Source organism: Komagataeibacter saccharivorans, assembly GCF_003207825.1.
In the GTDB taxonomy this organism is placed as follows: Bacteria; Pseudomonadota; Alphaproteobacteria; order Acetobacterales; family Acetobacteraceae; genus Komagataeibacter; species Komagataeibacter saccharivorans.
Genome location: NZ_NKTY01000003.1, coordinates 86184 through 112827 on the forward strand (window position 1 = coordinate 86184; position 26644 = coordinate 112827).

At 63.4% G+C, this 26644-nt stretch carries 26 protein-coding genes; 13 read left to right on the plus strand and 13 right to left on the minus strand.

The window, feature by feature from the left end; translation table 11 throughout:
* Positions 1 to 3: 3 nt before the first annotated feature.
* Positions 4 to 672, minus strand: coding sequence for an FtsZ-binding protein FzlA (fzlA, locus tag CFR79_RS03295; protein WP_102324678.1), 669 nt, complete (start codon positions 670 to 672; stop codon positions 4 to 6).
* A 166-nt stretch (positions 673 to 838) separates the two neighbouring features.
* On the opposite strand from fzlA, the gene minC reads away from it, so the two are divergent.
* The 3 genes from minC (at position 839) to minE (ending at position 2775) form a co-directional block, all read left to right on the plus strand.
* Complete coding sequence (gene minC, locus CFR79_RS03300) at positions 839 to 1576, plus strand: septum site-determining protein MinC (RefSeq protein WP_102324679.1); 738 nt, start codon at positions 839 to 841, stop codon at positions 1574 to 1576.
* A gap of 111 nt (positions 1577 to 1687) precedes the next feature.
* Positions 1688 to 2500, plus strand: a complete 813-nt coding sequence (gene minD, locus CFR79_RS03305) for a septum site-determining protein MinD (RefSeq protein WP_102324680.1) — start codon at positions 1688 to 1690, stop codon at positions 2498 to 2500.
* Positions 2500 to 2775, plus strand: coding sequence for a cell division topological specificity factor MinE (gene minE, locus CFR79_RS03310; protein ID WP_110546920.1), 276 nt, complete (start codon positions 2500 to 2502; stop codon positions 2773 to 2775). The genes minD and minE overlap by 1 nt, the downstream gene beginning before the upstream one ends.
* A gap of 54 nt (positions 2776 to 2829) precedes the next feature.
* Here the strand turns inward: minE and CFR79_RS03315 are convergent, their stop codons facing one another.
* Positions 2830 to 3504 carry a GntR family transcriptional regulator gene (locus tag CFR79_RS03315; RefSeq protein ID WP_102324682.1) on the minus strand — a complete coding sequence of 225 codons (675 nt, stop codon included), beginning with the start codon at positions 3502 to 3504 and terminating at the stop codon, positions 2830 to 2832.
* A gap of 244 nt (positions 3505 to 3748) precedes the next feature.
* Here CFR79_RS03315 and CFR79_RS03320 point away from each other — a divergent pair, with 244 nt between their 5' ends.
* Positions 3749 to 4312, plus strand: coding sequence for a ferritin-like domain-containing protein (locus CFR79_RS03320; RefSeq protein ID WP_102324683.1), 564 nt, complete (start codon positions 3749 to 3751; stop codon positions 4310 to 4312).
* A gap of 135 nt (positions 4313 to 4447) precedes the next feature.
* Entirely contained in the window at positions 4448 to 5896 is a 1449-nt protein-coding gene (gene aldA, locus CFR79_RS03325; RefSeq protein WP_110546922.1) for an aldehyde dehydrogenase, read from the plus strand.
* 75 nt (positions 5897 to 5971) lie between these two features.
* Here aldA and coaA read toward each other — a convergent pair whose 3' ends face one another.
* Positions 5972 to 6949, minus strand: coding sequence for a type I pantothenate kinase (gene coaA / locus CFR79_RS03330; protein ID WP_102324685.1), 978 nt, complete (start codon positions 6947 to 6949; stop codon positions 5972 to 5974).
* 303 nt (positions 6950 to 7252) lie between these two features.
* Here coaA and CFR79_RS03335 point away from each other — a divergent pair, with 303 nt between their 5' ends.
* Complete coding sequence (locus CFR79_RS03335; RefSeq protein ID WP_110546923.1) at positions 7253 to 8578, plus strand: glycerate kinase type-2 family protein; 1326 nt, start codon at positions 7253 to 7255, stop codon at positions 8576 to 8578.
* Here CFR79_RS03335 and CFR79_RS03340 read toward each other — a convergent pair.
* From CFR79_RS03340 to CFR79_RS03350, 3 genes are all read right to left on the minus strand, one after another.
* Positions 8575 to 8946 (minus strand): hypothetical protein, encoded by a 372-nt coding sequence (locus CFR79_RS03340; RefSeq protein ID WP_243705218.1) that lies wholly within the window; start codon positions 8944 to 8946, stop codon positions 8575 to 8577. The genes CFR79_RS03335 and CFR79_RS03340 overlap by 4 nt on opposite strands.
* 101 nt (positions 8947 to 9047) lie before the next feature.
* Complete coding sequence (recA, locus tag CFR79_RS03345) at positions 9048 to 10094, minus strand: recombinase RecA (protein WP_110546981.1); 1047 nt, start codon at positions 10092 to 10094, stop codon at positions 9048 to 9050.
* Between the two features lie 182 nt (positions 10095 to 10276).
* Positions 10277 to 11698 carry a gamma-glutamyltransferase gene (locus CFR79_RS03350; RefSeq protein WP_110546924.1) on the minus strand — a complete coding sequence of 474 codons (1422 nt, stop codon included), beginning with the start codon at positions 11696 to 11698 and terminating at the stop codon, positions 10277 to 10279.
* Between the two features lie 239 nt (positions 11699 to 11937).
* Between CFR79_RS03350 and CFR79_RS03355 the strand changes: the two genes are divergently transcribed.
* Positions 11938 to 12732 (plus strand): DsbA family protein, encoded by a 795-nt coding sequence (locus tag CFR79_RS03355; RefSeq protein ID WP_110546925.1) that lies wholly within the window; start codon positions 11938 to 11940, stop codon positions 12730 to 12732.
* 66 nt (positions 12733 to 12798) lie between these two features.
* Here CFR79_RS03355 and hemA read toward each other — a convergent pair whose 3' ends face one another.
* Together hemA and CFR79_RS03365 are read right to left on the minus strand one after the other, a co-directional pair.
* Positions 12799 to 14064, minus strand: a complete 1266-nt coding sequence (hemA, locus tag CFR79_RS03360; RefSeq protein ID WP_110546982.1) for a 5-aminolevulinate synthase — start codon at positions 14062 to 14064, stop codon at positions 12799 to 12801.
* Positions 14065 to 14264: 200 nt separating this feature from the next.
* Complete coding sequence (locus CFR79_RS03365; protein ID WP_110546926.1) at positions 14265 to 14729, minus strand: hypothetical protein; 465 nt, start codon at positions 14727 to 14729, stop codon at positions 14265 to 14267.
* A 134-nt stretch (positions 14730 to 14863) separates the two neighbouring features.
* On the opposite strand from CFR79_RS03365, the gene CFR79_RS03370 reads away from it, so the two are divergent.
* From CFR79_RS03370 to CFR79_RS03380, 3 genes are read left to right on the plus strand one after another with little or no spacing between them, the layout of a single operon-like run.
* A complete protein-coding gene (locus CFR79_RS03370) occupies positions 14864 to 16774 on the plus strand; it encodes a transketolase-like TK C-terminal-containing protein (RefSeq protein WP_110546927.1) in 1911 nt (636 codons plus the stop codon).
* 31 nt (positions 16775 to 16805) lie between these two features.
* On the plus strand, positions 16806 to 17828 hold the full coding sequence (gene gap, locus CFR79_RS03375) for a type I glyceraldehyde-3-phosphate dehydrogenase (protein ID WP_102324691.1): 1023 nt from the start codon (positions 16806 to 16808) through the stop codon (positions 17826 to 17828).
* Positions 17828 to 19051, plus strand: coding sequence for a phosphoglycerate kinase (locus CFR79_RS03380; RefSeq protein WP_110546928.1), 1224 nt, complete (start codon positions 17828 to 17830; stop codon positions 19049 to 19051). Before gap ends, CFR79_RS03380 begins: the two co-directional genes overlap by 1 nt.
* 58 nt (positions 19052 to 19109) lie before the next feature.
* On the opposite strand, the gene CFR79_RS03385 is transcribed toward CFR79_RS03380, so the two are convergent.
* The 5 genes from CFR79_RS03385 to CFR79_RS03405 form a co-directional block, all read right to left on the minus strand.
* A complete protein-coding gene (locus CFR79_RS03385) occupies positions 19110 to 19736 on the minus strand; it encodes a LysE family translocator (protein ID WP_110546929.1) in 627 nt (208 codons plus the stop codon).
* 122 nt (positions 19737 to 19858) lie between these two features.
* The gene (gene ftsY, locus CFR79_RS03390; protein WP_102324694.1) at positions 19859 to 20869 is read right to left on the minus strand and encodes a signal recognition particle-docking protein FtsY; all 1011 of its coding nucleotides are present in this window, start codon (positions 20867 to 20869) and stop codon (positions 19859 to 19861) included.
* 1 nt (position 20870) lies between these two features.
* Positions 20871 to 22118 (minus strand): tRNA (N(6)-L-threonylcarbamoyladenosine(37)-C(2))-methylthiotransferase MtaB, encoded by a 1248-nt coding sequence (gene mtaB, locus CFR79_RS03395; RefSeq protein WP_110546930.1) that lies wholly within the window; start codon positions 22116 to 22118, stop codon positions 20871 to 20873.
* Entirely contained in the window at positions 22115 to 22939 is an 825-nt protein-coding gene (gene dapF, locus CFR79_RS03400; protein WP_110546931.1) for a diaminopimelate epimerase, read from the minus strand. Before dapF ends, mtaB begins: the two co-directional genes overlap by 4 nt.
* 73 nt (positions 22940 to 23012) lie before the next feature.
* A complete protein-coding gene (locus CFR79_RS03405; protein ID WP_102324847.1) occupies positions 23013 to 23414 on the minus strand; it encodes a VOC family protein in 402 nt (133 codons plus the stop codon).
* A 90-nt stretch (positions 23415 to 23504) separates the two neighbouring features.
* On the opposite strand from CFR79_RS03405, the gene CFR79_RS03410 reads away from it, so the two are divergent.
* The 3 genes from CFR79_RS03410 to CFR79_RS03420 all read left to right on the plus strand — a co-directional run bounded on the left by CFR79_RS03410 (position 23505) and on the right by CFR79_RS03420 (position 26631).
* A complete protein-coding gene (locus CFR79_RS03410) occupies positions 23505 to 24149 on the plus strand; it encodes a class I SAM-dependent methyltransferase (protein WP_110546932.1) in 645 nt (214 codons plus the stop codon).
* A 164-nt stretch (positions 24150 to 24313) separates the two neighbouring features.
* Positions 24314 to 26173 carry a hypothetical protein gene (locus tag CFR79_RS03415; RefSeq protein ID WP_110546933.1) on the plus strand — a complete coding sequence of 620 codons (1860 nt, stop codon included), beginning with the start codon at positions 24314 to 24316 and terminating at the stop codon, positions 26171 to 26173.
* Between the two features lie 137 nt (positions 26174 to 26310).
* The gene (locus CFR79_RS03420; RefSeq protein ID WP_110546983.1) at positions 26311 to 26631 is read left to right on the plus strand and encodes a hypothetical protein; all 321 of its coding nucleotides are present in this window, start codon (positions 26311 to 26313) and stop codon (positions 26629 to 26631) included.
* The last annotated feature ends 13 nt before the right edge of the window (positions 26632 to 26644 follow it).

Genomic DNA, 26644 nt, shown 5'->3' on the forward strand with positions numbered 1-26644 from the left:
GCGCTAGAAATCCAGATCCGCGTAATGGGCGGGCGGATTGATGCCGGTGATGCGGTCCTGCAGCAGGGAGCGGAAGCATGGGCGGCTCTTGATCCGGGCGTACCAGTCCTTTGCCGCCGGTGCCCGCGCCCAGTCCACGTCATCAAGGAAGTCGAGACAGGACAGATGCGCCGCCGCCGCGAAATCCGCCATCGACAGCATGTTCCCCGCCAGCCACTGCCGCGTTTCGGCCAGCCAGTCGATATAGGACAGGTGGGTGCGGATATTGGCGTATCCCGCCCGCAGCGCCGCCCCATCGGGATTGCCGCGTCCCGAAATGCGCTTCATCACCTTTTCATTAAGCAGGTTGCGCGATACCTCGCGGCCGAATTTCTCGTCAAACCACACCACCAGCCTGCGCACTTCCACCCGTTCGGCCAGCGTGCGGCCCAGAAGGGGGGTGTCGGGATAGGCTTCTTCCAGATATTCGCAGATCACCCACGAATCCGGAATGCACAGGCCGTTTTCTTCCTGTAGCATGGGGACCGTGCCGGCAGGGTTGCGGTCAAGGTATTCGGGACGCTGTTCCCAGATACGCTCGATCTTGAGTTCGAACGGCAGCCGCTTTTCCCCCAGCACGAGGCGAACCTTGCGGGAATACGGCGAAAGGGGAAGGTGGTACAGGATGCGCATGCTTCCGCTTTATTGCATCGGGCCGCTCTTCGCCAAGCCCCGAGTACGCATGAAAGAAAAAGCACGCGCGCAGGGGCGGTGAAACAGCATCCACCCCTCGACAGTTGGCCCATGGCACGATAGCTGAAAACAGACACGCCCATTTACCATACAGGACAGGATCACGTTGCCAGACGAACTGCGTCCCCCACCGAAAATCCGCGCACGCGGGCGGTCGTTCCTTGCCCTGGTGCTTTCGCCCGAACCCGCGCTGGCGGACTGGCTGCTCGGGCTGGATGCGCAGATCGCGCGGTCCAGCACGTTCTTCGCGGGCAAGCCGGTCATACTGGACCTGTCCCTGCTGGATGCCGGGACCGAAGGGCTGGCCGGTCTCTATCCCGCGCTGCGTGAACGTGGCATCCGCATCATCGGCATAGAAGGCGGCGATCCGTCATGGCCCGCCTGCGCGCAGTGGGACTGGCCCGCCGGCTTCATGGGGGGACGGGCCTCCGGCGCCGTGGAAATCCCCGAGGATACGGCCACGGCCACCGCCCCCGAGGCGCCGCGCGGTTCATCCATGATCCTTGAACAGCCGATCCGCTCGGGACAGACGATCATGAACCCCGACGGGGACATCATCATCGTGGGGTCCGTCGCTTCCGGCGCGGAAGTGACGGCAGGGGGATCGATCCATGTTTACGGCCCGCTGCGCGGCCGGGCCATCGCGGGCATGAACGGGCAGCCGGACGCGCGCATCTTCGCCCATTCGATGCAGGCCGAACTGGCGGCTATTGACGGTTATTACATTACCGCCGAAGAAATAGATCCGCGCTACGTCCAGCAACCCGCGCAGATCATTCTCAGTAATGACACACTTGTTGTGCAGCCACTGGTCCCGCCGACATTCGCAGGCCGCAAAACCTGACGACATCGCACTGATTTCCCATTGCGCCATGCGCGCGCCAACCCATACAACCGTATCCATCAGGTCATGAACAAGAAAACACCCCCCAAGAGCGGACAAGGAACTACCCCAATGGCAAAAGTGCTGGTTGTCACATCCGGCAAGGGCGGCGTCGGAAAGACAACGTCAACTGCGGCACTGGGCGCAGCACTGGCACAGACCGGGCAGAATGTCGTTGTTGTCGATTTTGACGTCGGCCTGCGCAATCTCGACCTTGTCATGGGGGCCGAGCGCCGGGTCGTGTTCGACCTGATCAACGTGATCCAGGGTGACGCCAAGCTTTCGCAGGCGCTGATCCGCGACAAGCGGATCGAGACCCTGTCCATCCTGCCTGCGTCCCAGACACGCGACAAGGACGCCCTGACCGCCGAAGGCGTGGCCAAGGTGATGCAGGAACTGCGCGAAAAGTTCGACTGGGTGATCTGTGACAGCCCGGCGGGCATTGAACGTGGCGCCCAGCTTGCCATGTACCATGCCGATTACGCCGTTGTGGTGACCAATCCCGAAGTCTCCTCCGTGCGTGACAGTGACCGGATCATCGGCATGCTGGACAGCACGACAGAACGGGCGAAAGCTGGTGGCAAGATCGAGAAATACCTGCTGCTGACCCGTTACGACCCGGCGCGCGCCGCACGCGGCGAAATGCTGCGGATCGAGGACGTGCTGGAAATCCTGTCCATACCGCTGCTGGGCATCATTCCCGAAAGCGAGGAAGTGCTGCGGGCCTCCAACCTTGGTGCGCCTGTAACCATCAGCAGCCCCGACAGCCCGCCGGCCCGTGCCTATGCGGAAGCCGCGCGCAGGCTGGAAGGTGAAAAACTGGAAGTGACCGTGCCGACCGAACGCAAGGGGCTGTTCGCACGCCTGTTCAAAGGGAGAGGCTGATGAGCCTGTTCAGTTCCTTCTTCGGTCGCGGTAACAAGACTTCCGCCCCCGTAGCGCGTGACAGACTCCAGATCCTGCTGGCCCATGAACGCACGGGCGACGGCACGGAATCCGACCTGCTTTCCAAGCTGCATGCGGAAATCCTGCAGGTGATCAAGAAGCATATCCCCGTCGATCAGGACAAGGTGCAGGTCAAGCTGGACCGTGGCAACTCCGTCTCGATGCTGGAAATTGACATCGAAGTGCCGCAGCTCAAGTCATCGGACCGTCCGTAAAGGCAACGGCATATGGACAGGGCCGCATGCGGCCCTGTCCATGACAGAGACTGTTCAGGAAAGGCGGGGTTCGATCCAGCGGCGGGCATGTTCGAAATCCCGCGCGACCGCCGCCTGTGCCGCCGCCACGTCACGCTGGCGCAGGGCTGCGATCAGGTCTTCATGCGGATGGGGACGGCCTTCATGTTCCAGATGGATCATGGGGCGTGACAGCGCATAGATCGGACCGATACGCATCCACAGGTTCCGCAGGATCGTGGCCGTAAGCGGCAGTTCGGCCAGAGTGGCCACCGTTGTATGGAAATCCGCATTGAAGGCGGCCATACCCCCGTCGTCGCGCGCACGCGACGCATCCATGAACTGGCGCTGCAGGATGACCAGCGCCTCGATCCCGTGATCGGTCGCGCGCTGGGCTGCGGCGGCAGCCAGACGCATTTCCAGATCGGAACGCAGGTCATGGATTTCGGCAAAGCTGCGCTGGGTCATGGCGGGCACCACCGCCGTATTGCGGTCATTCAGTTCCAGCGCATGTTCGGATACCAGACGCAGCAGCGCTTCGCGCACCGGAGTAGGGCTAAGCCCCAGTTCGGCAGCCAGGGGACGCAGGACCAGACGTTCACCCGAACGATAGCGGCTGCGGATCAGCCCACGACGCACGTGGTCATAGGCTTCCTCGCTCAAGGCGCGGCGTGGAAGCTTTTCAGACTGGCCTGCGGTGAATGCTACCATGCCGTTGAATCATCCTTAATGCAAATAGGTCTTATTAATACGGATCAATAATGATCTATGCGTGAATGGCAACGCCTGAAAAAGCGAAAAACCATTTTTTGCTGCATTTGGCGGGATTCATGGCTGCTTTGTCATGGAAAGCCGCCCCGGCAGGGAACCCCCCGCCCCCCAGACCCGTTATCCCGGCACAGGTTCGTAACATGCCGCTTCCCATCACAAGATGGGGAGCAATAAGGAGACGACCATGGCCGACGTCGCAGAAAACACCTTCCTGACCGATGTGCAGACATTGCGCGCACGCGCGAAGCAGGCGATCGAAAAAGGTGCGCTGACCCCCGCCTACCAGGGCGACGTCAAGACCGCGATCGAACTGTTGCAGACGGTTGTCGCAACCGAACTTGTGTGTGTCCTGCGCTATACGATGCATTCCATTTCCGTCGCGGGCATCAACAGTGAAAGCGTCGCGGGCGAATTCGCAACCCATGCGAAAGAGGAACGCGCCCATATGATGTGGGCAGCGCAGCGCATAGACCAGCTTGGCGGTATACCCAACCTTGCGCCCGAAGGGCTGGCCACGCGTTCGGCAAGTGAATACGGTAAGGGCGGCAATCTGATCGAGATGGTGCGCCAGAACCTTGTGGCCGAACGCCTGGTGATCGAGCATTACCGTGAACTGATCCGCTACTTTGCCGACCACGACCCCACAACGCGCATCATGCTCGAAAAGATCCTTGCGGAAGAAGAAGAACACGCAACCGATATGCACGACCTGCTGGTTGCCCACGAAGGACATCCCTTCCTGTCCTGATTTCCTGCTTTTCAGCCACCGCGCACTGCGCCTGCCCTTTATGCAATCCTGTCCGCCCGCATGGGCGGGACGGGAGGCCTTGGCGCGTTCATCGTCCTGCGGTGGCCTTTTCCCATTTCAAACGGAGACCCCATAATGGCTGAGCCGAAAACCCGTGACCTGTTCATCGGTGGTGAATGGACCAGAGCTGAAACATCTGATCGTGACACCATCCGCAACCCCGCCACGGGCGAAATACTCGCCACGGTAGCCATCGCCAGCGAAAATGACGTCGGGCGCGCCCTGCGCACGGCACAGGAAGCCTTTCCCGCATGGAGCCGTCAGGTCGCGACGGACCGCGCCGATTACCTGTACCGCCTGATCGAACTGATAAAGCGCGATACCGAAAAGCTGGCGCGCATCATCACCAGTGAAAATGGCAAACCGCTGAAGGAAGCCCGGATCGAGGTCAACTTCGCCATCCAGCTTATCCGCTTCGCCGCCGAAAACGTGCGCAGGCTGGAAGGCAACATCATTCCCGGCAGCCGCCCAGGCGAGAAAATCCTGATCGACAAGATCCCACACGGCGTAGTGGCTGGCATCTCGGCATGGAATTTCCCGCTGGCACTGACCGCACGCAAGCTGGGACCGGCCCTTGCCGCTGGCAACACTTTCGTCATCAAACCGCACGAACTCACCCCGCTTGCCACGCTGGCGCTGGCGGAACTGACGGTTGAGGCAGGCTTCCCCAAGGGCATATTCAATGTCGTGACCGGTGGCGGCGCGACCGTGGGCAATGCGCTGGTCACCAACCCCATCACCAAGCTCATTACCATGACCGGCAGCACGCCTGCTGGCCGCAAGATCATGGCGGCGGCGTCCGAAGGACTGAAGGAAGTCCGGCTGGAACTGGGCGGCAAGGCCCCCTTCATCGTAATGGAGGATGCCGATCTGGATGCGGCGGTGGATGCGGCGGTGGCCGCGCGCTTCATGAACTGCGGTCAGGTCTGCACGGCCAATGAACGCACCTATGTGCATACGGCGGTGTATGACAAGTTCCTCGAGCGCCTGCGCACGCGGATCAAGGCGCTGCGGACTGGCGACCCGCTGGATGAAAAGACCGATATGGGACCGAAGATCAGCGCCGCCGAGATGGAAAAGGTCGATGGCATGGTCCAGAACGCCGTCAAACAGGGGGCGAAGCTGGAAGCCGGCGGCAAGCGCCTGACGGGCGGCGCGTATGACAAGGGCAATTTCTATGCCCCCACCCTGCTGACCGAAGTAACGGCAGAAATGGACATTGCACAGAACGAGGTGTTCGGCCCTGTCCTGTCGCTGATCCGGGTGCGTGACTTCGATGATGCGCTGACGCAGGCCAACAGGTCACGTTACGGCCTGTCCGCCTACCTGTTTACGCAGAGCCTGAAGAACATCATGCGCATGACGCGTGAACTCAACTTCGGTGAAGTCTACGTCAACCGCGAAGGCGGCGAAGCAGCACAGGGCTTCCACCACGGCTATGGCGACAGCGGCATTGGTGGCGAGGACGGCCAGTACGGGCTTGAAGCCTATGTCACCACCAAAACCATCTACCTGAACGCCTGATCCATCACGGGTCACGTAATCAGGCCGCCCGGCGCAATCCGGGCGGCCTTTTTTACTGGCGCGCGGCCCGCGGGGTCAGATCTGGCGCATCCACACGGTATCGACCGCGTGGCTGGGGCTTTTATGCATGACCACGCGGGCGCGTTCGCGCGTGGGCAGGATGTTCTGCCGCAGGTTGGGCAGGTTGATGCGGTGCCAGATATCGCGCGCCATGCGCTCGGCCTCCGGGCGGGAAAGATCGGCGCAGTGATGGAAATAGGACGTCGGCTTGCGGAACGCCGTCTGCTGCAGCAGCAGGAAACGCTGGACGTACCAGTCCTCGATCACATCGGTTTCCGCATCGAGATAAATCGAGAAATCGAAGAAGTCCGATGCCATGAACGGCTGTTCGGACACTGTCTGCAGCACGTTCAGCCCTTCGAATATCAGGATATCGGGCTGGTCGATCACCTGATACCTGTCTGGCACGATGTCGTAGGCCTCATGCGAATAGACAGGCACCTTCAGGTTCCGCTCCCCCGCTTTCAGCGCCGCGAGGAAGGAAATCATCTGCCGCAGGTCATAACTTTCGGGAAAGCCCTTGCGGTGCATGAGGTCGCGCTGTTTCAGCACCCGTGTGGAATGCAGGAAGCCATCGGTCGTGACCAGCGCGACATTGGGGTGATCGGGCCAGCGCGACAGCACGGCCTGCAGCAGTCGGGCAAAGGTGCTCTTGCCCACGCCCACGCTGCCCGCAATGCCGATCACGAAGGGCATCGTGACCAGTGGTGCGCCCATGAAGGCGCTCTTGACCATATGGTTCAGGCTGCGGGTGGCCATGACATGCAGGTTGAGCAGGCGCGAAAGCGGCAGGTAGATCTCGCTTATGTCTTCCAGCGAGACCGGCTCGTTACGCCCGCGCAGGGACGCGATATCCCCCTCCCCCAGCGACTGGGGCACATTCGCGCGCAACGCCGCCCATTCGGGGCGGGGAAAGATCATGTAAGGCTGCACCGCGCCATGGGAAGGCTGCGTGGAGATGACAGGACCCGCGTCCAGCACACAGTTCTCCATGCCCTTGTCCTTTCTGCTGTGGCGCCTGCCGGTGTGCGCAGGCCATCTGCCGCGTATCATCATCGTTCGCGCCAATCCAGACAGCGGTGGCCCAATTTAGCGTGTGCTTCCCCGGCCAGCCCGCCATTTCCGGCATCCTGACATAGACGTGACAATTGTGACACACCCCTTACCCCCACCCTGAATGATATGAAACAGACACGGCGGCAGCACGCGCCACTGGCCATTTTCGCGCTACCGAACCGTAAACCAGCGGCCCACGGAACCCCGTGGCGGACCGTACCGCATGATCCGGATACCGTAATGAACGACACGACCACACATCCGTTTTCCGCAATGACGCAATCCGTTCAGGCTCCCGGCTGGACCGACGAACGCGCGCGCGCCGTCCTGCGCCGCATTCTTGATGCCGCCATCCACAGCGCCATGCCCGATGTGGTGCTGGCCCGTTACCTGCCACCCCGGCCAGAAGGGAAATGCGTGGTGGTCGGCGCGGGCAAGGCGGCGGCATCCATGGCGGCGGCACTGGAGCAGGCATGGCCGGATGTGGACCTGACCGGCTGCGTGGTCACGCGCGACGGGCATACCACGTCCACGCGCCGCATCCGCGTGCTGGAAGCCGCCCACCCGGTGCCCGACAGCCGCAGCGAGGCGGCAGCCCGCGCTATGCTGGACGCCGTAAGCGGGCTGGGGCCGGATGATCTGGTCATCGCGCTGATTTCCGGCGGGGGATCGGCCCTGATGGAACTGCCACGGGCCGGGGTTACGCTGGATGACATTCGCGCGATCAACCGCGCCCTGCTGCATTCCGGGGCGAGCATAAACGACATGAACGTGGTCCGCCGCCACCTGTCCGTCATCAAGGGTGGGGGCCTTGCCGCAGCCGCCGCCCCCGCGCGGGTGGTGACACTGGCCATAAGCGACGTGCCGGGGGATGACCCGCTGACCATCGCAAGCGGCCCAACGGTCGCGGACCCCACCACACCGGATGACGCGCTGTCCATCCTCGTCCATTACGGTATTCCCATCCCTGAGGCGGTGCGGACGATGCTGGCACAGGCAGCCCCTGCACGCGCACCTGCGTCGGGATGCAGTTATACATTGATTTCAACGCCGCTCATGGCGCTTGAAGCCGCAGCGGAAACCGCGCGGGAATGCGGTCTTGCACCGCTGATACTGGGGGATGCGCTGGAAGGCGAAAGCCGCGATGCGGGAACATTCATGGCCGGGATTGCGCTCTGCGCCCGGTTGCATGGCCTGCCGGTGGCGGGCCCCGCCGTAATCCTGTCGGGCGGGGAGACCACGGTTACGATCAACCCGGCGGGGCCTGCGCCGGGACGGGGCGGCCGCAATACGGAATTCCTGCTGGCCATGGCCACTGCCCTGCAGGGACAGGCAGGAATATGGGCCATTGCAGCCGATAGTGACGGTATTGATGGCACCGAGGACGCAGCAGGCGCGACCATCGCACCCGATACCCTGCCCCGTGCCCGCAAGCTAGGCTGCGACCCGCGCGTCTACCTGCGCGCGCATGACAGCTACAGCCTTTTCCAGCAGACCGGGGATCTGGTCATGACCGGCCCGACGCTGACCAACGTCAATGATATCCGGATAGTACTGGTGACCTAGTTGGAGGATTTTCCCTGCCGCCCGTAGCTGACCTGCGTGTCCGGCACGACAAAATGCTTGCCGTCATCACTGTCGGCCGCATCGTCATCGCCCGCCTGATTGGCGTCATAGCCGGAGGAGATCATCTGCATCGCAGCCGAATCAGGCGGGGTATGATAGGCTTCGGTCTGGCTGTCATCATCATCGGGCACGCGGGCCAGACGTTTGGACAGGGGACGCAGCGCATCGCGCGCACTGGCGACATGATGTCCCCCGCCAAGGGGTGGCGGTGATTCATCCACATCGGCCGGATCGTTATTGTCATCATGTCCCGCGCTACAGGACGCAAGACAGGCCAGCAATCCGATCATCGCAAGACGCGGTTTCATCCCGGCAGCCCTTATCCCCGCTTCATTTCCCCTCCCCCGGGGCGATACGCAGACCGGGGGGTGGAACGATAGCCCGCCATGACGGCACAGGCCAAGGGCGATCAGTCCCCGGCAGCTTCCTCACCGGGGTCGACCAGCATGGCTTCCGCCACGACACCGGCCTGTTCACGCACCCGGCGTTCAATATCCGCCGCCATTTCGGGGTGGTCACGCAGGAACTGTTTCGCGTTCTCGCGCCCCTGACCGATGCGCTGGCTGTCGCAGGAGAACCACGCACCGGATTTTTCCACGATGCCGGCCTTGACCCCAAGGTCGATCAGTTCACCAACCTTGCTGATCCCTTCGCCATACATGATGTCGAATTCGACCTGACGGAAGGGCGGGGCCATCTTGTTCTTGACCACCTTGACGCGCGTCTGGTTGCCCGTGACCTCGTCCTTGTCCTTGATCGAGCCGATGCGGCGGATATCCATACGCACGGAAGCGTAGAATTTCAGCGCGTTGCCGCCCGTCGTCGTCTCGGGGCTGCCGAACATCACACCGATCTTCAACCGGATCTGGTTCAGGAAGATCATCATGGTGTTGGAGCGGGAGACGGACCCCGTCAGCTTGCGCAGCGCCTGGCTCATAAGCCGGGCATGCAGGCCGACATGGCTGTCGCCCATGTCGCCCTCAAGTTCCGCGCGCGGCACAAGGGCTGCCACACTGTCCACCACCAGCACGTCAACCGCGCCGGAACGGACCAGCGTATCCGCGATTTCCAGCGCCTGCTCACCCGCATCGGGCTGGCTGATCAGCAGGTTGTCCACGTCCACGCCCAGCTTGCGCGCATAGCCGGGATCGAGCGCGTGCTCGGCGTCGATGAAGGCGCAGGTGCCGCCCTTGCGCTGGGCCTCTGCAATGGCATGCAGCGCAAGCGTGGTCTTGCCCGAACTTTCCGGGCCATAAATCTCGACAATGCGGCCACGCGGCAGGCCGCCAATGCCCAGCGCGATATCCAGCCCGAGCGAACCGGTGGAAATCACATCGACCTGTTCGCTGGGCCGTTCGCCCATGCGCATGATCGATCCCTTGCCGAACGCGCGCTCGATCTGGCTCAACGCCCCTTCCAGGGCCTTGCTTTTATCTATACCCGGAGCCTGTGCCATAGCCTGCCTACCCTGGTGCTTAATGAAGGTGATGAAACCGAGAACGGGCATCCTGCCCTGCAACGCCTGTACGGGACAGGCGATACATCATGCAGATCAATATGGAACAAAACAGGACCATTTACAATGCCCCGTCATGACATCCCCCGATAAAACCCGGGACGCGCGTCACCTGTAAGGACCTAGCGCGGCCCCATGGCCAGACCAGCCCCACGCGGGTCGGTCGCGGCGGTGCAGGTCGCCGCATCCCCCGGCAGGCCCTGCGGACAGGAAATGGCATTGACGCGGCCCTGCGTTGTGGCCGGACGCACCTCCGGCGTCTGGCCCGCCATGATCTGGTGCATCTCGATCCCCACGGCGGCGGCGGCGTCATTCTGGCCCGACCCGGCGGCAACGGCACGGAAAGCACGGCCCTGACTGGCGATCGCAGCCGTTATCAGCGGCTGCGGCAGGCGCGCGGGGGACGCACCCAGCACGATGCCGGTATTGCCCGCCATGCGCCCGGTACCAAACAGGTTGTTCATGCTCAGGCTGCACGCAACCGCCATGCCTGCATGATCGACCACCGTGAACGAGGTGGATGCCGGAAGGGCTGGCAGCCCACCGCCCGAACCACCGCCACCATTGACGAAAGCCTGCGCACGGGCGGTCAGGTCATCGCCGGTGCCGCCCGCATGGTTGCCGTTCTGCGCGCGCCATGCGGCCACGCTGGCCTGCGCACGCTGCATCGCATCGGACGTGGAAGTAGCACTGTAGGCCACCGCACTGCCCAGCCCGCCATCAGCAGGCGGGGGCAGGAAGGCAATCTGGGTTTCGCCACGGCTGACAACCAGTGGCAGCCGTTCGGAAGGAACCGACTGCCGCAGGTCGGATATCTGCAGCCCGCCACCCGCAGCCTGACTGCCCGCGACAAAGGACTGGCCCAGCGCGCCATTATACAGATCGCCCACGCCCATGGCGCGAATCTGGTCCAGCGCACCGGACAGGTGCGTCTGCACCAGCGCATCACCTTCCGCCAGCGCCTTGCCATCCGAACGGCTGAACACCGCCCGCACACCCGGATCAGCCAGCAGCGGCACCTGCACCGCAGCAAGGTCACTGGCAAGCTGGCGGCTGACATTGATCCCGTTCGATGCCAGCGTAATCGCGTTGGGCAGCAGTTCGGAAAACGCAGCCGAACCATATTGCAGGTGCATGAGATAAAGCCCGCGCGCCAGCATCGGCACGGCGGCGGGACGATCCGCAAGCGGCATGTTGGGCGCAGCCACCGTGCCCGCGACAGGCATGAACATGAAGGCGCGGCCGCCGTTCTGATCGCCCGGCCGGTAGGCCAGACACGCCCCGCCCGACCCCAGCGACGCACGTGAAGGCAGGGTGACAGCCAGCGCCATGCCCATGGCCGTTGCCGCATCCGCCGCATTGCCACCGCGCTGGAGGATATCACGCCCAACCAGCGTTGCCTCCGGCTCATCAGCGGAAACCGTTCCGATCAGCGCCCCCGGCGACGGGCCAAACATATGGGAGACCAGCTTGACCGGCGAGTAGCGCTGAAGGGAACAGCCCGTGACGGAAATGGCCAGAACAGCCGACAATGCCGCACGCATGGATCGACGGGCAAAAGGTGTTATCGAATGCTCAGGCACGCACGCTTCTCCATGGGGCAGGTCGGCTTTATCGGTGAACCACGCGCACGCGACCGCGTGATCGTGGCAGGTATTCACGACTTAGCGGCCTTACGGGCCATCGGCAACAGCGATGCCCCCCTTGCGTCCGCATGGCCATTCCTTTCCTGTGCCCGATCCTCTACAGACACCCTATCCCGACATGACAACGGAGCAAACCCGTGACTTCCATTTCCCCACGCCTGCCCCGTCCACGCCTGCTGCACGCCGTGCTGGCCGCCGGGGCAATGGCCATGGCCATGCCTGCTAATGCGCCGCGCGCCGTGGCGGCTGACACCACCAGCTTCACCCCGGCCCAGCGGCAGGAAATTGTCGGAATCATGCGCGATGCACTGAAGAACGACCCCACCATCCTGTCGGACGCCATCGCCGCCCTGCGCAGCAGCGCCAACGCCGCACAGCAGAATGCTGCCCGCAGCGCGCTGGAAAGCCATCGCAGCGACCTGCTTACCCCCAATGCCAGCGACGCCATACTGGGCACGGCCACGGCCCGTACCACCGTTGTCGAATTCTACGATCCGCGCTGCCCTTACTGCCGCAAGGTCCTGCCCGATCTCGATCGCCTCACACATGAGGACCACGACCTGCGCATTATCGAAAAGGTCATTCCCGTGCTGGGACAGGGCAGCCTGATTACGTCGCAGGCGCTGGTGGCAGCCTTCATCCAGGGCGGGCAGGATGCCTATTTCCGCATGCAGCGCGCGATCATGAGCGATTCCACAGCCCCCACGGTCGAGCGCATGCGCACGCTGGCCACACAGTCCGGCCTGAACGCCACAACGCTGGCCACCGACATGAACGGTCCCAAGGTGACGGCCATATTGCAGGCGAACATGGATCTGGCGCGGGCCATCGGTCTGGATGGTACGCCGACCTTTGTTTTCAACGCCCGCCAGATCATTCCCGGCGCTGTTGATTATGACGATCTGAAAAAAGCGATCGCGCAGAACCGTTAAGCCGGACACTGCCGATACGAACCCCGGTCACTGCGCTTCACCCTGTCAGGTGAAGCGCAGCGCCGTTCAGGCCATGGCCGGTACGGGCTGTTCCGTCAGGTCATTAAGCCGCAGCAGATGGCTCAGGGCGGTAACCATCTCGTCCATCATCGCATCCGTGTGGAACGGCCCCGGCGTCAGACGCAGGCGTTCGGTCCCGCGCGGCACGGTGGGATAATTAATGGGGGTTGCGTAGATATTGTAATCGCTCAGCAGCCGGTCGCTCAGTTCGCGGCAACGCTGCGCGTCGCATACGGGGATCGGCACGATATGGCTGGGCGTCATGGTAAAGGGAATGCCCGCCTTGCGCAGCTTGTCGCGGAAGGTGTTCACGCGCTCGAACATGCGTTCACGCCGCCAGCCATCCTTGCGCACCTGCTTCACGCTGGCCAGCGCCGCCGCCACCACGGCAGGCGGCAGGGATGTGGTGAAGATGAAGCCCGAAGCCGAAAGCCGCAGGTATTCCACGATATTGCTGGTCGCGGTGATGTAGCCGCCATGCACGCCAAAACCCTTGGCCAGCGTGCCTTCGATAATATCGACCTGATCGGCCACGCCATCACGCTGTGACACGCCACCGCCCTGTTCGCCATACAGGCCCACGGCATGCACTTCGTCCAGATAGGTCATGGCCCCGTATTTACGGGCCAGCGCGCATGTCCCGGCGATGTCGGAGATGTCGCCATCCATGGAATACACGCTCTCGAACGCGATCAGCTTGGGCGCGTCCTTCGGGGCCGCCGCCAGCTTGGCCTCAAGGTCTGTCAGATCGTTATGTTCGAAAATGACGGTGCTGGACCCGCGCGCGCCCTTGATGCCCGCGATCATGGAGGCATGGTTCAGCCGGTCCGAAAAACATATCCAGCCGGGCATGCTGCTCAGGATGGTCTGGAGCGTGGCCTGATTGGAGACGTAACCGGACACGAACAGAAGCCCGGCTTCCTTGCCATGCAGGTCGGCCAGTTCAGCTTCGATCGCGGTATGCAGCGGGCTGGTGCCCGCGATGTTGCGCGTGCCACCGGCACCGGCGCCATGTTCATGGATGGCCTGGATGGCGGCTTCGACCACCACCGGCTCGACCCCCATGCCCAGATAATCGTTGGAAGACCAGACCACCACTTCCCGGTCCCGCGCGCAGGCCGGGGTTGACGGGGTGGCTACGGTTTCCGGCTGGTCATACAGGGGATAGCGTTCGGCCTGACGCGCCAGTGGCGTGAACTGCCGGTATCGACCCTGTGCGCGGATGTCCTCCAGCGCCGTCCGGCAGAACCGGAAGAACGGATGCCCATCCACATGATTACTGGACACTGCTGTTTTTCTCCATGTACACCCCGGATACGCCTGCGGGGCCTTCATTCATTTCGGTCGCCATCCGGATGGCCATACCCGGTGGTTCCATTCCCTTGCGCAGGGCACGCTATCGGCGGCGGTTAACCGGCGTCAGGGCTGCCTTTATGGCATGACGGAAGCAGGAATTGCAAAACCGCATTGGACTACTGCACGTAAATGCAGATCTGGGTTGCGCCTGTGGGGGAGACGCTGCGCGCGTCCAGTTCCGTCTGCGCGCTGCCAGCACCCGCATCCATGACCGCCTGCAGCACGGGCTGCCCGTCAGCGACCGTCCCCTGCCGCATGTCCGGCGGAGCGCCCGCGGCATTGGCGGGCACATCGACCACGACCGTAAACAGGGCATTGGGCTTGCGTGACAGCGCATCCATCACCGCAGCCCTGACAATGGGCTTCCACTGCGTATCGGGCGTGCCCGCCGTGATCGTGACCAGCGCCGGGCTGTCTGGACCGGGTACGGGTGGTGGCGGCGTCTGGGGCAGTCTGGGCGGGTCCCCGGCATGACGGTCGAACGTTTTCTGGCTGACCAGCGTGCATCCGCCCATCACCGGCACGCACAGGGCGGCGAGCAGGATGGCACGGCAGGCAGGGCGGCGGAACGGACGGGTCATGGCCCCTTACCGATACAGTATCCCCCCCGCCGGGCATAGTGGAACAACGCGGCAATGTTGCCGCCGCGCGCGCGCAACGGTAGTCATTGCAGGCGCGCCCCCACCGCCCATGCCGCACATATGGACGACGCCGAATGCCAAAAGACCACGCCACCGCATCCCTGCCCACCGACCTGGCTGCTGCCACCGGCATGCCCGACCGGCTGGCGACGGCCATCCGCCATGCGGTCACCATTCATGAAACCGACCCCCGCTACGCCCCGCAGGCGCGGGTCATGGCCGGTTTCTGCGCCGTGTTATGGAGTCGCTTCCTGCGTTTCGATCCCGCCAGCCCCGAATGGCCGGACCGGGACCGCTTCATCGTTTCATCCCCGCCTTACCGCGTGCTGCCCGGCATCATGGCCGAACTGTCGGGACAGGCGCCCCGCCCGACCGACCCGAACGCACGGGCCAGTGAACGGCAGGCCTGCGGCCCCAACGGGCAGGGGCTGGGTGCTGCCATCGGCATGGCGCTGGCCGAACAGAAGCTGGCGGCACGTTTTGGCCGGTCGGTCGTCAACCATCGGGTATGGGCCGTTGGCTGCTGGACGGAACTGTCCACCGGCGTAGCGCTGGAAAGTGCCGCACTGGCGGGGCAGCTTGGTCTTGACCGGGTGACGCTGGTGGTCGGGCTGTGGGAAAGCGAACGTCCGCAGGTGGAGGCCATCCTGCCGCGCTACAGCGCATCGGGGTGGTCGGTGCGCAAGGTGGACGCCTGCAACGCCGAACAGATCGCAGCCGCCATCGCATCATCGCAGCGTACCCATAAACCATGCCTGATCGCATGCGTCGCCACACCTGAACCCGCGTCCTCCCCCGCCGTCATTGATGATCCGGGCCTGTGGGCAGGGGCGGCGCGACGGGGGGCAAGCGCACGGCGGTCATGGCTGCGCAGGCTGCTCAAGGACCGGCAGAAAACCGAATTCGAACGCATGGCGCACAACCAGCGCCCCGCCTTCTGGCAGCAGGACTGGCAGCGTTCATGGCGTGACGGAAGCGGAACAGGCCGCCCCGCACCACCCGTTGCCGCCCGGCGCGGGCTGGAGACACTGCATGAACTGCTGCCCGAACTGACCTGTCTGCGTTCACGGCAGGGCATCATGGCCGATCTGTCCGTCCGCCGCGCCGGGGCCGAAACGGACCAGTCATGCGGCACGCAGGTCAATGGCATGGCGGCACTGCTCAATGGCATCGCCATGCATGGCGGGCTGCTGGCCTGCGGGGCTTCGACCATCATCGCCGTGGACCGCATGCGCCCTGCCCTGCGCTACGCCGCAATGACGGACCAGCAGGTCATCTACCTGCTGACCGATGACGACCTGCACCGGGGCGAAAGCGCGGGCGGCTGGCAGCCCGTGGAACAGCTTGCCAGCCTGCGCGCCATGCCCAACATGATGGTCTTCCGCCCCGCCGATCACCGGGAGACCATGGAATGCATGGAACTGGCCCTGCGCCGCACGAACGGGCCGAGCCTGCTGACACTGGAATCCGCCATTTCATGCTCCGCACATGAACGTGAACAGTATGGACTGACCAATCTGTGCGCCCGTGGGGGTTATGTTGTGGCCGAAGCCGAACATGCCCGTCAGGTCACGCTGGTCGCCACCGGGCATGAGGTGATCCTGGCGCTGAAGGCGCGCAGACTGCTGAAGGAGGCGGGGATGGAGGCAGCCGTGGTGTCGCTTCCGTGCTGGGAACTGTTCGCCGCCCAAAAAATGACGTATCGTAATGCGGTGCTGGGGACAGCACCCCGGATCGGGATAGAGGCCGCTTCGGGTTTTGGATGGGAACGATGGCTTGGCCCCGACGGGCTGTTCGTCGGTATTGACGGGTTCGGGGCCACCCCTGCCCCCGACCGGCCGGACAGCGCGGCGGACATCACGCCCGAACGGATCTGCCGCGACGCCATGCGGCTGGTGCGCCGCCTGTCCGAAGCCACGATGCAGACCGCGGGAGGAAACGGCGCGGCCCCGCCCGGAATGGCATCGGTCGATGCCTGTGTGTGAAATGTCTGACCTTTACGGAGAAAATAAGAAAATGGCTGTCAAAGTCGCAATAAACGGTTTCGGTCGCATCGGTCGCCTCGTGCTGCGCGGCATTATTGAAAGCGGCCGCACCGATGTGGTGCCTGTCGCCATCAATGACCTGGGCAGCGTGGCAGACAACGCACACCTGCTGTCCTATGACAGCGTGCACGGCCGCTTCCCCGCCGATGTGAAGGTGGAGGGCGACAAGATCCTCATCACCGCCAATGGCCGCACCTATGCCCCGATCACCGTCTCGGCCGAGGCCGACCCCATCCGGGTTCCCTTCCAGGGGGTGGACGTGGCGCTGGAATGCACCGGCCGCTTCACCGACAAGGAAAAGGCCGCGCAGCTCATTACCGCCGGCGCGCGCAAGGTGATCGTCTCCGCCCCTGCTTCGGGCGTGGATGCAACCATCGTTTACGGCGTGAACCAGGATGTCCTGACACCGGACATGACGGTTATCTCCAACGCATCATGCACCACCAACTGCCTTGCCCCCGTGGCGAAGGTGCTGGACGATACGTTCGGCATCGAATGCGGCTACATGGTCACCATTCATTCCTACACCGGCGACCAGCGCACGGTTGATACCCTGCACAAGGACCTGCGCCGCGCACGCGGGGCGGCGCTGAACATGATCCCGACCTCCACCGGCGCCGCGCGCGCGGTGGGTCTGGTCCTGCCGCACCTGAAGGGCAAGCTTGATGGCACCGCCATCCGCGTTCCCACGCCCAACGTCTCGCTCGTCTCGCTCGACTTCGTGCCGACAAAGGCACCGGCCTCGGTTGAGGAAGTGAACGAAGCCCTGCGCAAGGCGTCCGAGTCCGGGCCGCTGAAGGGCATCCTGGCCTATAACACCGCGCCGCTGGTCAGCACGGACTTCAACCACTCCCCCGCCTCATCCACCTTTGACGCGACCCAGACGGCCGTGATCGATGGCGGCAGGCTTGTGCGCATCTGCAGCTGGTATGACAACGAGTGGGGCTTCTCCAACCGCATGGCCGATACGGCTGCCGTATTCGGAGCATTGTAATGGCCACCATCGCCTTCAAGACGCTCGATCACCTTGATGCCGCCGGCAAGAAGGTGCTCCTGCGCGCTGACCTGAATGTTCCCGTGCGGGACAGGCAGATCACCGACGCCACGCGCATCCTGCGCCTGCTGCCCACCATACAGGAACTGGCGCAGAAGGGTGCAAAGGTGATTGTCGTCAGTCACTTCGACCGCCCCAGGGGCCAGCGCGTTCCCGCCCTGTCGCTCGGTCCGATTGCCGATGCGCTGGGCGATGCGCTGGGCCGTCCGGTCACGTTCGTCGATGACTGCATCGGCCCCGCCGCGCAAAAGGCGGTGGACAGCATGCAGAACGGCGATGTGGTGGTTCTGGAAAACACCCGCTTCTATCCGGGTGAGGAACAGAACGACCCCGAACTGGCCAAGGCCTTCGCCGCACTGGCGGACTGTTACGTCAACGATGCGTTTTCCGCGGCACACCGCGCCCATGCCTCGACCGAAGGGGTGGCCCGGCTTCTGCCCTCCTTCGCCGGACGGCTTATGGAGACGGAACTCAACGCGCTGAACATCGCGCTGGAAAACCCCGAGCGCCCCGTTGGCGCGATCGTGGGTGGTTCCAAGATCTCCACCAAGCTCGACCTGATCGGCAACCTGCTTGAAAAGGTGGACATGCTGATTATCGGTGGCGCGATGGCCAATACGTTCCTGGCCGCGCAGGGCGTGAATGTGGGGCGTTCGCTGCAGGAAGCGGACATGCACGACACTGCACGCGCGATCATGGCCAAGGCCCATGACAGGGGATGCGAGATCGTCCTGCCGGTCGATGCGGTGACCGCAACCGACTTTCAGGCCGATGTTCCCACCCGGATCGTGCCGGTCAGCGCCATCCCTGCCGATGCGATGATGCTGGACGTGGGACCGGAGACGGTGAAGCTGATCTGCACGAAAATCGCGACGCTGAAGACGCTGGTCTGGAACGGCCCGCTGGGCGCGTTCGAGATCACGCCCTTCGATGCCGCGACCAACGCGGTTGCGCGTGAAGTGGCCAGACTGACCGATGCGGGCGTTCTGAAAAGCGTGGCCGGGGGTGGCGATACGGTCTCCGCCCTGCGTCATGCGGGGGTGGAGGGGCATATCTCCTACATCTCCAGCGCAGGCGGGGCCTTCCTTGAATGGCTGGAAGGCAAGACGCTGCCCGGTATCATGGCGCTGGAAAACATTTTCGAGCGTGCGCTGCCGATCTGATTTCGCGCCAGAATTTCAATAAAAAAGGGACCATCGCAAGGTGGTCCCTTTTCTGTTTTCAGCTTCTGGAAAAGCCCAGCCGGAGACCGAAGCCGATAAACACGCAGCCTGTGAGACGGTCCATGAACCGGGCCGCCGCCTCGCGCCGCAGCAGGCGGGCAAGAGAATGCCCCATGAAGGCCACGGAAATGAGCCACGTAAAACTCAGCACCGACTGCAACCCCGACAGCATGAAAAGATAGGGACCGACCTGCACATTGCCCGGCACGAACTGCGGCAGGAAGGAGATATAGAATACGCCGATCTTCGGGTTGAGAAGGTTCTGGAACAGCCCCTTCAGAAAATATCCCCGATGGGGAACGGCGTCCTGTTCCCCTGCGGGCGCAAGCTCTTCACCGCGCGGGCGCAGAAGCATTTTCACCCCCGCCCATAACAGGTAAACCGCACCGACAACGCGGATTACGTCAAAGGCGAAACGTGATGCCTGCAACAGCGCGCCCAGCCCCGTGGCGGCGGCCAGTCCCCATGCCAGACAGCCACAGGTAATGCCCAGCGCGGCTTCAATCGCCCGATCCCGTCCTGCCCCCGTTGCCGTGCGCAGGACAAGCGCCGTGTCCAGACCCGGCGTTATGACCAGAATGACGGCCGCCAGCGCGAATGATAGAAGGGACTGCGATATGGTCACTGCTTTTTCCTGTCAGCGGGCACGGACCGCGCACCGGGTTAAATAAAGCAAAATCCCCTGCCTTCCTGCGCGCCTGAAGGCTTTGCACCCGCCCCTGCGGCGACAGGATGCGGACGGAAGGGTCAGCCCGGCTGCGCGCCGTGATCTTCAGGCGTGGGGGATGACGTATTTTCAGCCCCCTCCGCCGGGGCATCCTCACGCTCGATCACCTTGATGGAGTCACCGACCAGCCCGTGGGCGAAAGCCTCCGCCGAGAAGGGACGCAGGTCCTCCGCCTGTTCTCCCACCCCGACCAGATGGACCGGCAGGCCGAATGCATCAGCCAGCGCCACCACAATGCCGCCACGGGCCGAACCATCAAGCTTGGTCACGACCAGCCCGGTCACATTGACCAGTTCCTTGAACACCCGCACCTGCTCCACCGCGTTCTGACCGGTGGTGGCATCCAGCACCAGCAGCACGGAATGGGGCGCCGTTTCGTCAAACTTGCGCATGACGCGGATGATCTTGGCCAGTTCCTCCATCAGCGCGCTTTTATTGTGCAGGCGCCCGGCGGTATCGACCAGAAGCAGATCGGCCTTTTCCGCCGTGGCGCGCTTGAGGGCCTCGAACGCCAGTCCCGCCGCATCGGCATTGGGCTTGCCCGCAATGACGGGCGCACCCGTGCGTTCGCCCCATACCTGCAACTGCTCGACCGCGGCGGCGCGGAAGGTATCGCCCGCGACCATCATCACCTTCTTGCCCTGCTCGCCATAGAAGCGGGCCATCTTGCCGATGGTGGTGGTCTTGCCCGTGCCGTTCACGCCCACCACCAGCACAACATGCGGCTTGCGTTCGGGATCGGGTTCAAACGGGATGGCTACGGGTTGCAGGATCTGGGCGATCTCATCGGCCAGCGCCTCGCGCACTTCCTCATCCGTCACTTCCTTGCCGAATTTGGAGCGGCGGAAGGACTCAATCACCTTTTCCGCGACGCTGGGACCAAGATCGGCGGAAATCAGCAGGTCCTCAAGTTCCTCCAGCGCCTGATCGTCAAGCTTGCGCCGGGTGAATACGGAGGCGATGCCACCGCTGAGTTTCTGTGTGGAGCGCGACAGCCCCGCCTTGAGACGTGAAAAGAAGCCAAGAGCCATATCAGAGAATTTCCGCAACCAGTCCGTTATCGTCAACCGCCACCGGGCGCACCGTCTCGATCCGCCCGGCCGCGGATACCGCGCCGTCCGCCAGCCTTACCGGGGCAAATTCCTCGGAATGTCCAGCCGTGTCCGTTTCCATCAGAACGCGCAGCGTGCGCCCGATCAGGCGGGTATGAAAATCATGGGCGGCCTGCGCCCCCGCATCACGCAGGCGGGCCGCGCGCGCCTTGCGTTCGCTTACCGCTATGGCGGGCATGCGGGCCGCCGGTGTGCCCGGTCGCTCACTATAGGGGAAGACATGCAGGTAAGGCAGCGCGTTATCGCGCACAAAATCGAGTGTCTGGCCAAACAGGTCCTCATCCTCGGTCGGGAAACCGGCGATGATGTCCGCCCCGATGCCGATATCGGGCCGCAACTGCCGCGCGCGCGCCACGACTGCGGCCACATCCGCCGTAAGATGGCGGCGCTTCATGCGCTTGAGGATGATGTCACACCCCGCCTGCAGCGAAAGGTGCAGATAGGGCATGAAACGCGGCTCGTTTTCCAGAAGCTTCCAGATATCCTCGTCAATCTCGACCGGATCGACCGATGACAGCCGCAGCCGTTCCAGTTCGGGCACCAGCGCCAGTAGCCTGCGGCACAACTGCCCCAGCATGGGCCGCCCCGGCAGATCCCCACCCCAGGATGTGATGTCCACACCCGTCAGCACCACTTCCCGATAACCGGCCTGTACCAGCGTGCGCACCTGTTCCACCACCACGCCAACGGGAACGGAGCGTGACGGCCCGCGACCGAAGGGAATGATGCAGAAGGTGCAGCGGTGGTCACAGCCCTGCTGCACTTCCACAAACGCGCGGGTGCGGCCCGCGAATTCGGTCACGAGATGGGGGGCCGTTTCGCGTGCGGCCATGATGTCGGACACGGCATTGCCCTGCCCCAGCGCCAGTTCGCTCCAGCTTGCGGCATCCAGCTTTTCGCGGTTGCCCAGCACGCGCGTCACGCCGGGCAGTGCGGCCCAGCGGTCCGGATCGATCTGGGCGGCGCAGCCGGTGACCACGATGCGCGCATCGGGCCGCTCGCGGTGGGCGCGGCGCACGGCCTGCCGGGCCTGACGCTCGGCCTCGCCCGTGACCGCGCAGGTGTTGACGATCACCACATTATCCAGCCCGGCGGCGTGCGCGCGCATCACCTCGCTCTCATAGGTGTTGAGGCGGCAGCCGAAAGTCAGGATGTCCGGCTTCTTCATCGGGGATAATCTTCCGGGCTGAACGTGCCTTGGAAACTGGTCGTGGCGGGGCCTGTCATCAACACATGGCCGTCGCTTTCACGCCATGTGATGCACAGTTCCCCGCCATCCATCGTAACGGTGCAGGTACGCTCCACCAGACCGCGCCGCACGGCGTTGACCACGGCGGCGCACGCGCCCGAACCGCAGGCCAGCGTCAGTCCGCTGCCACGTTCCCATACCCGCAGGCGCATCGCATCGCGTGACGTGACATGGGCGAAACCGATATTGGCACGTTCGGGAAACAGGGCATGATGTTCCAGTCCCGGCCCGGCCACGGACGGGTCCACGCTGTCCGGGGCGGGCAGGAAGAACGTCGCATGCGGATTACCCATGGAAACCGCGGCAGGGTCCCCTGCGATGGGCAGGTGCAGCGTATCGCGTTCTTCCGCCAGCGGCACATCAGTCCAGCCCATCGCGGGCGCACCCATATCAACCGTAACCAGACCGGGCCGCACGACCGTTGCATGCAGCACGCCCGCGCGGGTCTGCAGGCCGACATGCTCCTGTCCCGTCTCGCGCGCCAGCAGGTCGGCCACGCAACGCGACGCATTGCCGCACGCCCCGGATTCCGATCCATCGGCGTTGAAGAAGCGCACGAACACATCCGCCCCTTCCGCGCAGGCGGAGCGCAATGTCACGAACTGGTCGCACCCTATGCCCTGATGGCGATCGCACAGGGCGGCAATCCGGGCGGGTGTCAGATCATGGCGGTGGACGCGTTCATCCACCACCACGAAATCATTACCCAGCCCGTGCATCTTGAGAAAACCGGTCATCATCCGTCCTGTATAGCGCCCACCCGTCCCCGTTGGCGAGCGGGATGGCACCACGGGCGCGCGCTTGCAAGCCCGATCAGAGAAAACGCCCCGGCGCGCCGCGCTGCAACACTTCGATCCGGTAGCCATCGGGATCGGTAATGAAGAAGAACCGCCCCACAAACCGTGCGCCGCACGACATGTCCTTTACCGCAAGCGGTGACAGGCCAGCCGCCGCCAGCCGGGCATGTTCCGCATCCACATCCGCCACCGACACGGCCAGATGGCCATAACCGTCGCCAAGGTCGTACGGCGTGGTCCGGTCATGGTTTACGGTCAGTTCCAGCTCGAATGTCTGTTCGGCGTTGGACAGGTAGATAAGGGTAAAGCTGTCGAAAACAAGCCGGTCGGCTACCTTCAGGCCAAAGGCCGTGTCATAGAAACGCACGCTCGCGGCTTCATCACGCACGCGGATCATGGAATGGATCATACGGGCCATTATGCTTTTCTCCTGTTCCATGCGGCGCGGGGCATGATACGCCCGGCCACCGCATAGGGCATTGTTGCTTCCATACTGTCTGGCATATTCATGAACGACCTGCACGGGTTCCACCCGCAATCCTTTACCGCTGCATCGGCTGAGTCCGACACGGTCTTCTATTCCCGCCGCCCCGCCGGTCCCATGCTGGACGCGGGCGCGCAGAGGGCCATCACGGCGCTGTACCGCACCCTTCTGCCCGAAGATGGCAACATCCTTGACCTTATGGCCGGTCCCGACAGCCACCTGCCCACGGACATGGAATTCGACAGCGTGATCGGCATCGGCGTCAACGCGCAGGCGCTGGACAGCAATTCACGGCTGACCGACCGCGTGGTCAGCGACATCAACGAAACCCCCGACCTGCCCCTGGCCGATGAAAGCATGGACGCCGTCCTGCTGTGCGATGTGGTGCCTTACCTGCGCCAGCCGGTACAGGTCTTTCGTGAAGCCGCGCGCGTGCTGCAACCCGGTGGCCTGATCGTCATTACCTTCGGTACGCGTCTGATCCCGCAGAAGGCGACCGCCCTGTGGCAGGCGCTGGATGAAGGGGACCGCCGCCGCATGCTGACCGTCCTGCTCCAGCGCGCCGGATTCGGCCCGGTGGACAATGGCAACGTCACCCCCGCGCCCGAGGACATGTTCTGGCACGACGCCGTCCACGCCATGACCGCGCGTCGTCCTGACGTTGTGTAACATTACGTAAATAATGCCGTAGCAGACTGCCGCGTGCAGGGTGACCAAAACAGCACAGGCGATAAAATCCGTGTATATTAAAAGAAATTATCATTTACCTATGGAATGGGAAATGTTTTGACATAAAATAGAAGAACACCTGTTTGGGGGCCTCCTGACACTAAATGCGGATTCCGTTTTTTTCTACGAACCGGCATGGCCGTTTTGCCGGCATGCTGATGCTGTGTTCAGCACTGGGGCCCATTCCGCTGGCATGGGGTGATGAAGACCCCGAATCGCTGGATATCATGGAACGCCAGATGGAGCATCTGCAGCAGCAGCAGATGTCGCTCCAGAACGAACTCATGGCCATGCGCCAGCAGATCGCCCAGCATCGCGCCCATCTGGGCGGCACGTCGGGGGGAAGCGGTACGCATCCGCTACAGGTAACGGCGTCGGGTGGCCATGTCCACGGCGGCTGGACACCGGTTGAAGGGCGCGGCGCGGCAGCCCATGCCAACGGGGGCGAGCCGGTCGGTCGCCCCTATATCGGCGGGCATTCCGACCCGATGCCGATGCTTGATGACAAGCCGACATATGAATCCGTCGTGGCCCACCGCGAGGAAGACCTGATCGCCCACATGGCCAACAACAATGTCGGCCCCCACAACCGCGAAACGGTGGGCGCGCAGTCCGCAGGCGCGCTGCGTAGCAAGGTGTTCCACCTCGGTCCGGTTTCCATCATCCTCGGCGGTTTCTTCGATGCTGCGGCGCTGGTGGAAAACCGGCAGGTTTCATCAGGCATCTTCAACTACTGGAATGCCATTCCCTTCCGCAACAGTTCGAATTACCACACCACCAATTTCAACGGCGATGCGCGGTATTCGCGCTTCTCGCTCATGGCGCGGGGACAGCTTAACCCGCACCTGACGGTGGCGGGCTTCGTGGAAACGGATTTTGGCGCCAGCGCCGAAACCACCAATCCGTATGAAAGCAATTCCTACGTGCCACGCCTGCGGCAGGCTTACCTGACGCTGGACGATTCACGCGCCAACATGCACTTCCTGATCGGTCAGGCATGGACCATGCTGACGCCAGACCGCGTGGGCATCGTCCCCCGACAGGAAAGCCTGCCCGAAACGATCGAATCCTCCATTCTCGCGGGGCAGACATGGTCGCGGCAGTGGCAGGTGCGCGCGGTCAAGGATTTCATGCAGCATCGCCTGTGGGCGGGCATCTCGATCGAAAACCCGGCGACGATCTACGATACGACCGGATTTTCCGCCGCGGATGACAACGGGGAATACACCCTTGCCAACGGTGGCTACGCCAAGGTCGGCTCCAATGGCGTGGGGCTGAGCAGCGCGACCACCAACTACTCCAACGAAATCGCGCCCGACGTGATCGGCAAGCTGGCATGGGACCCGAAATGGGGCCATTACGAAGTCGAGGGCGTCGTCCACTTCCCGCATGACCGCTCCGTCATCAATGGCGTGGGCGAGAACCATACCGCCATTGCGTGGGGCGCGGGTGGATCAATGATCCTGCCGGTCATCCCGCACCGGCTGGAAGTGCGGCTGACGGGGCTGGCGGGCCGGGGTATCGGCCGTTATGGCTCCGTTCTGCTGCCGGACGCCACATTGCAGCCCAATGGCGCACCCGCCCTGCTGTCGAGTGCCCAGACCACGGCTGGCGTTATCGCGCACCCGAACAAGCTGATTGATGTTTACGGGTATTTCGGCATGCAGCGTTCGGGCCGCAGCTACTTTGATGAAGGCGGACAGGCTTATGGTTATGGCAACCCCATGTCGTCCAACATGGGCTGCTGGACCGAAGGCTCGACCGACTGTACCGCCAGCATCCGCTCGGTGGAGGAGTTCACCATCGGTGCGTGGTACCGCTTCATCCATGGCCAGTATGGCACCGTGCAGGCAGGGACCCAGCTTGCCTATTCCCGCGTCAATACATGGGCGGGCATGGGGGGCGCGCCCACCACGAGCCTGAGCGAGATCTTCTTCGATTTCCGTTACCTTCCCTTCCAGTAATCCCGGCCCGCGCGCCGGATATTGCGCCCCGCAGGGAAAAGGAGGATGGTGGGCCGCGATTGGGAATGATGGAGAGGTCGGCGCTTATGTCAGTCAGGTTACGTCACGTGATGCTGTCCGCGTGGCTTTGCGCCGCTATGGTACCAGGTGTGGCGCGGGCTGATGCCGGCCATGCCGATGCCGGTAACGAAGACCCCGGCGAGGCCTCGCAGCGCCAGTCAACCATGCACCAGCTTTCCAAACGCCCGCCGCTGCCGCGCCTGCATATGGATTACGGACAGTACCGCTATATTCCCAAGGGCGACGTCATCAAGGAACAGCCGGACCTGAACCGCCTGCTGTTCTGGACCAAATCCGGCGAACCGGACGGCTATGCCGAAAAACGCGGTAACGCCGTGCTGTATTACGACCGCACGGGCAAGGCCGTGCGGGTGGATATGAACCCGTCCAGCCGGTAAGGGACGCTTTCCC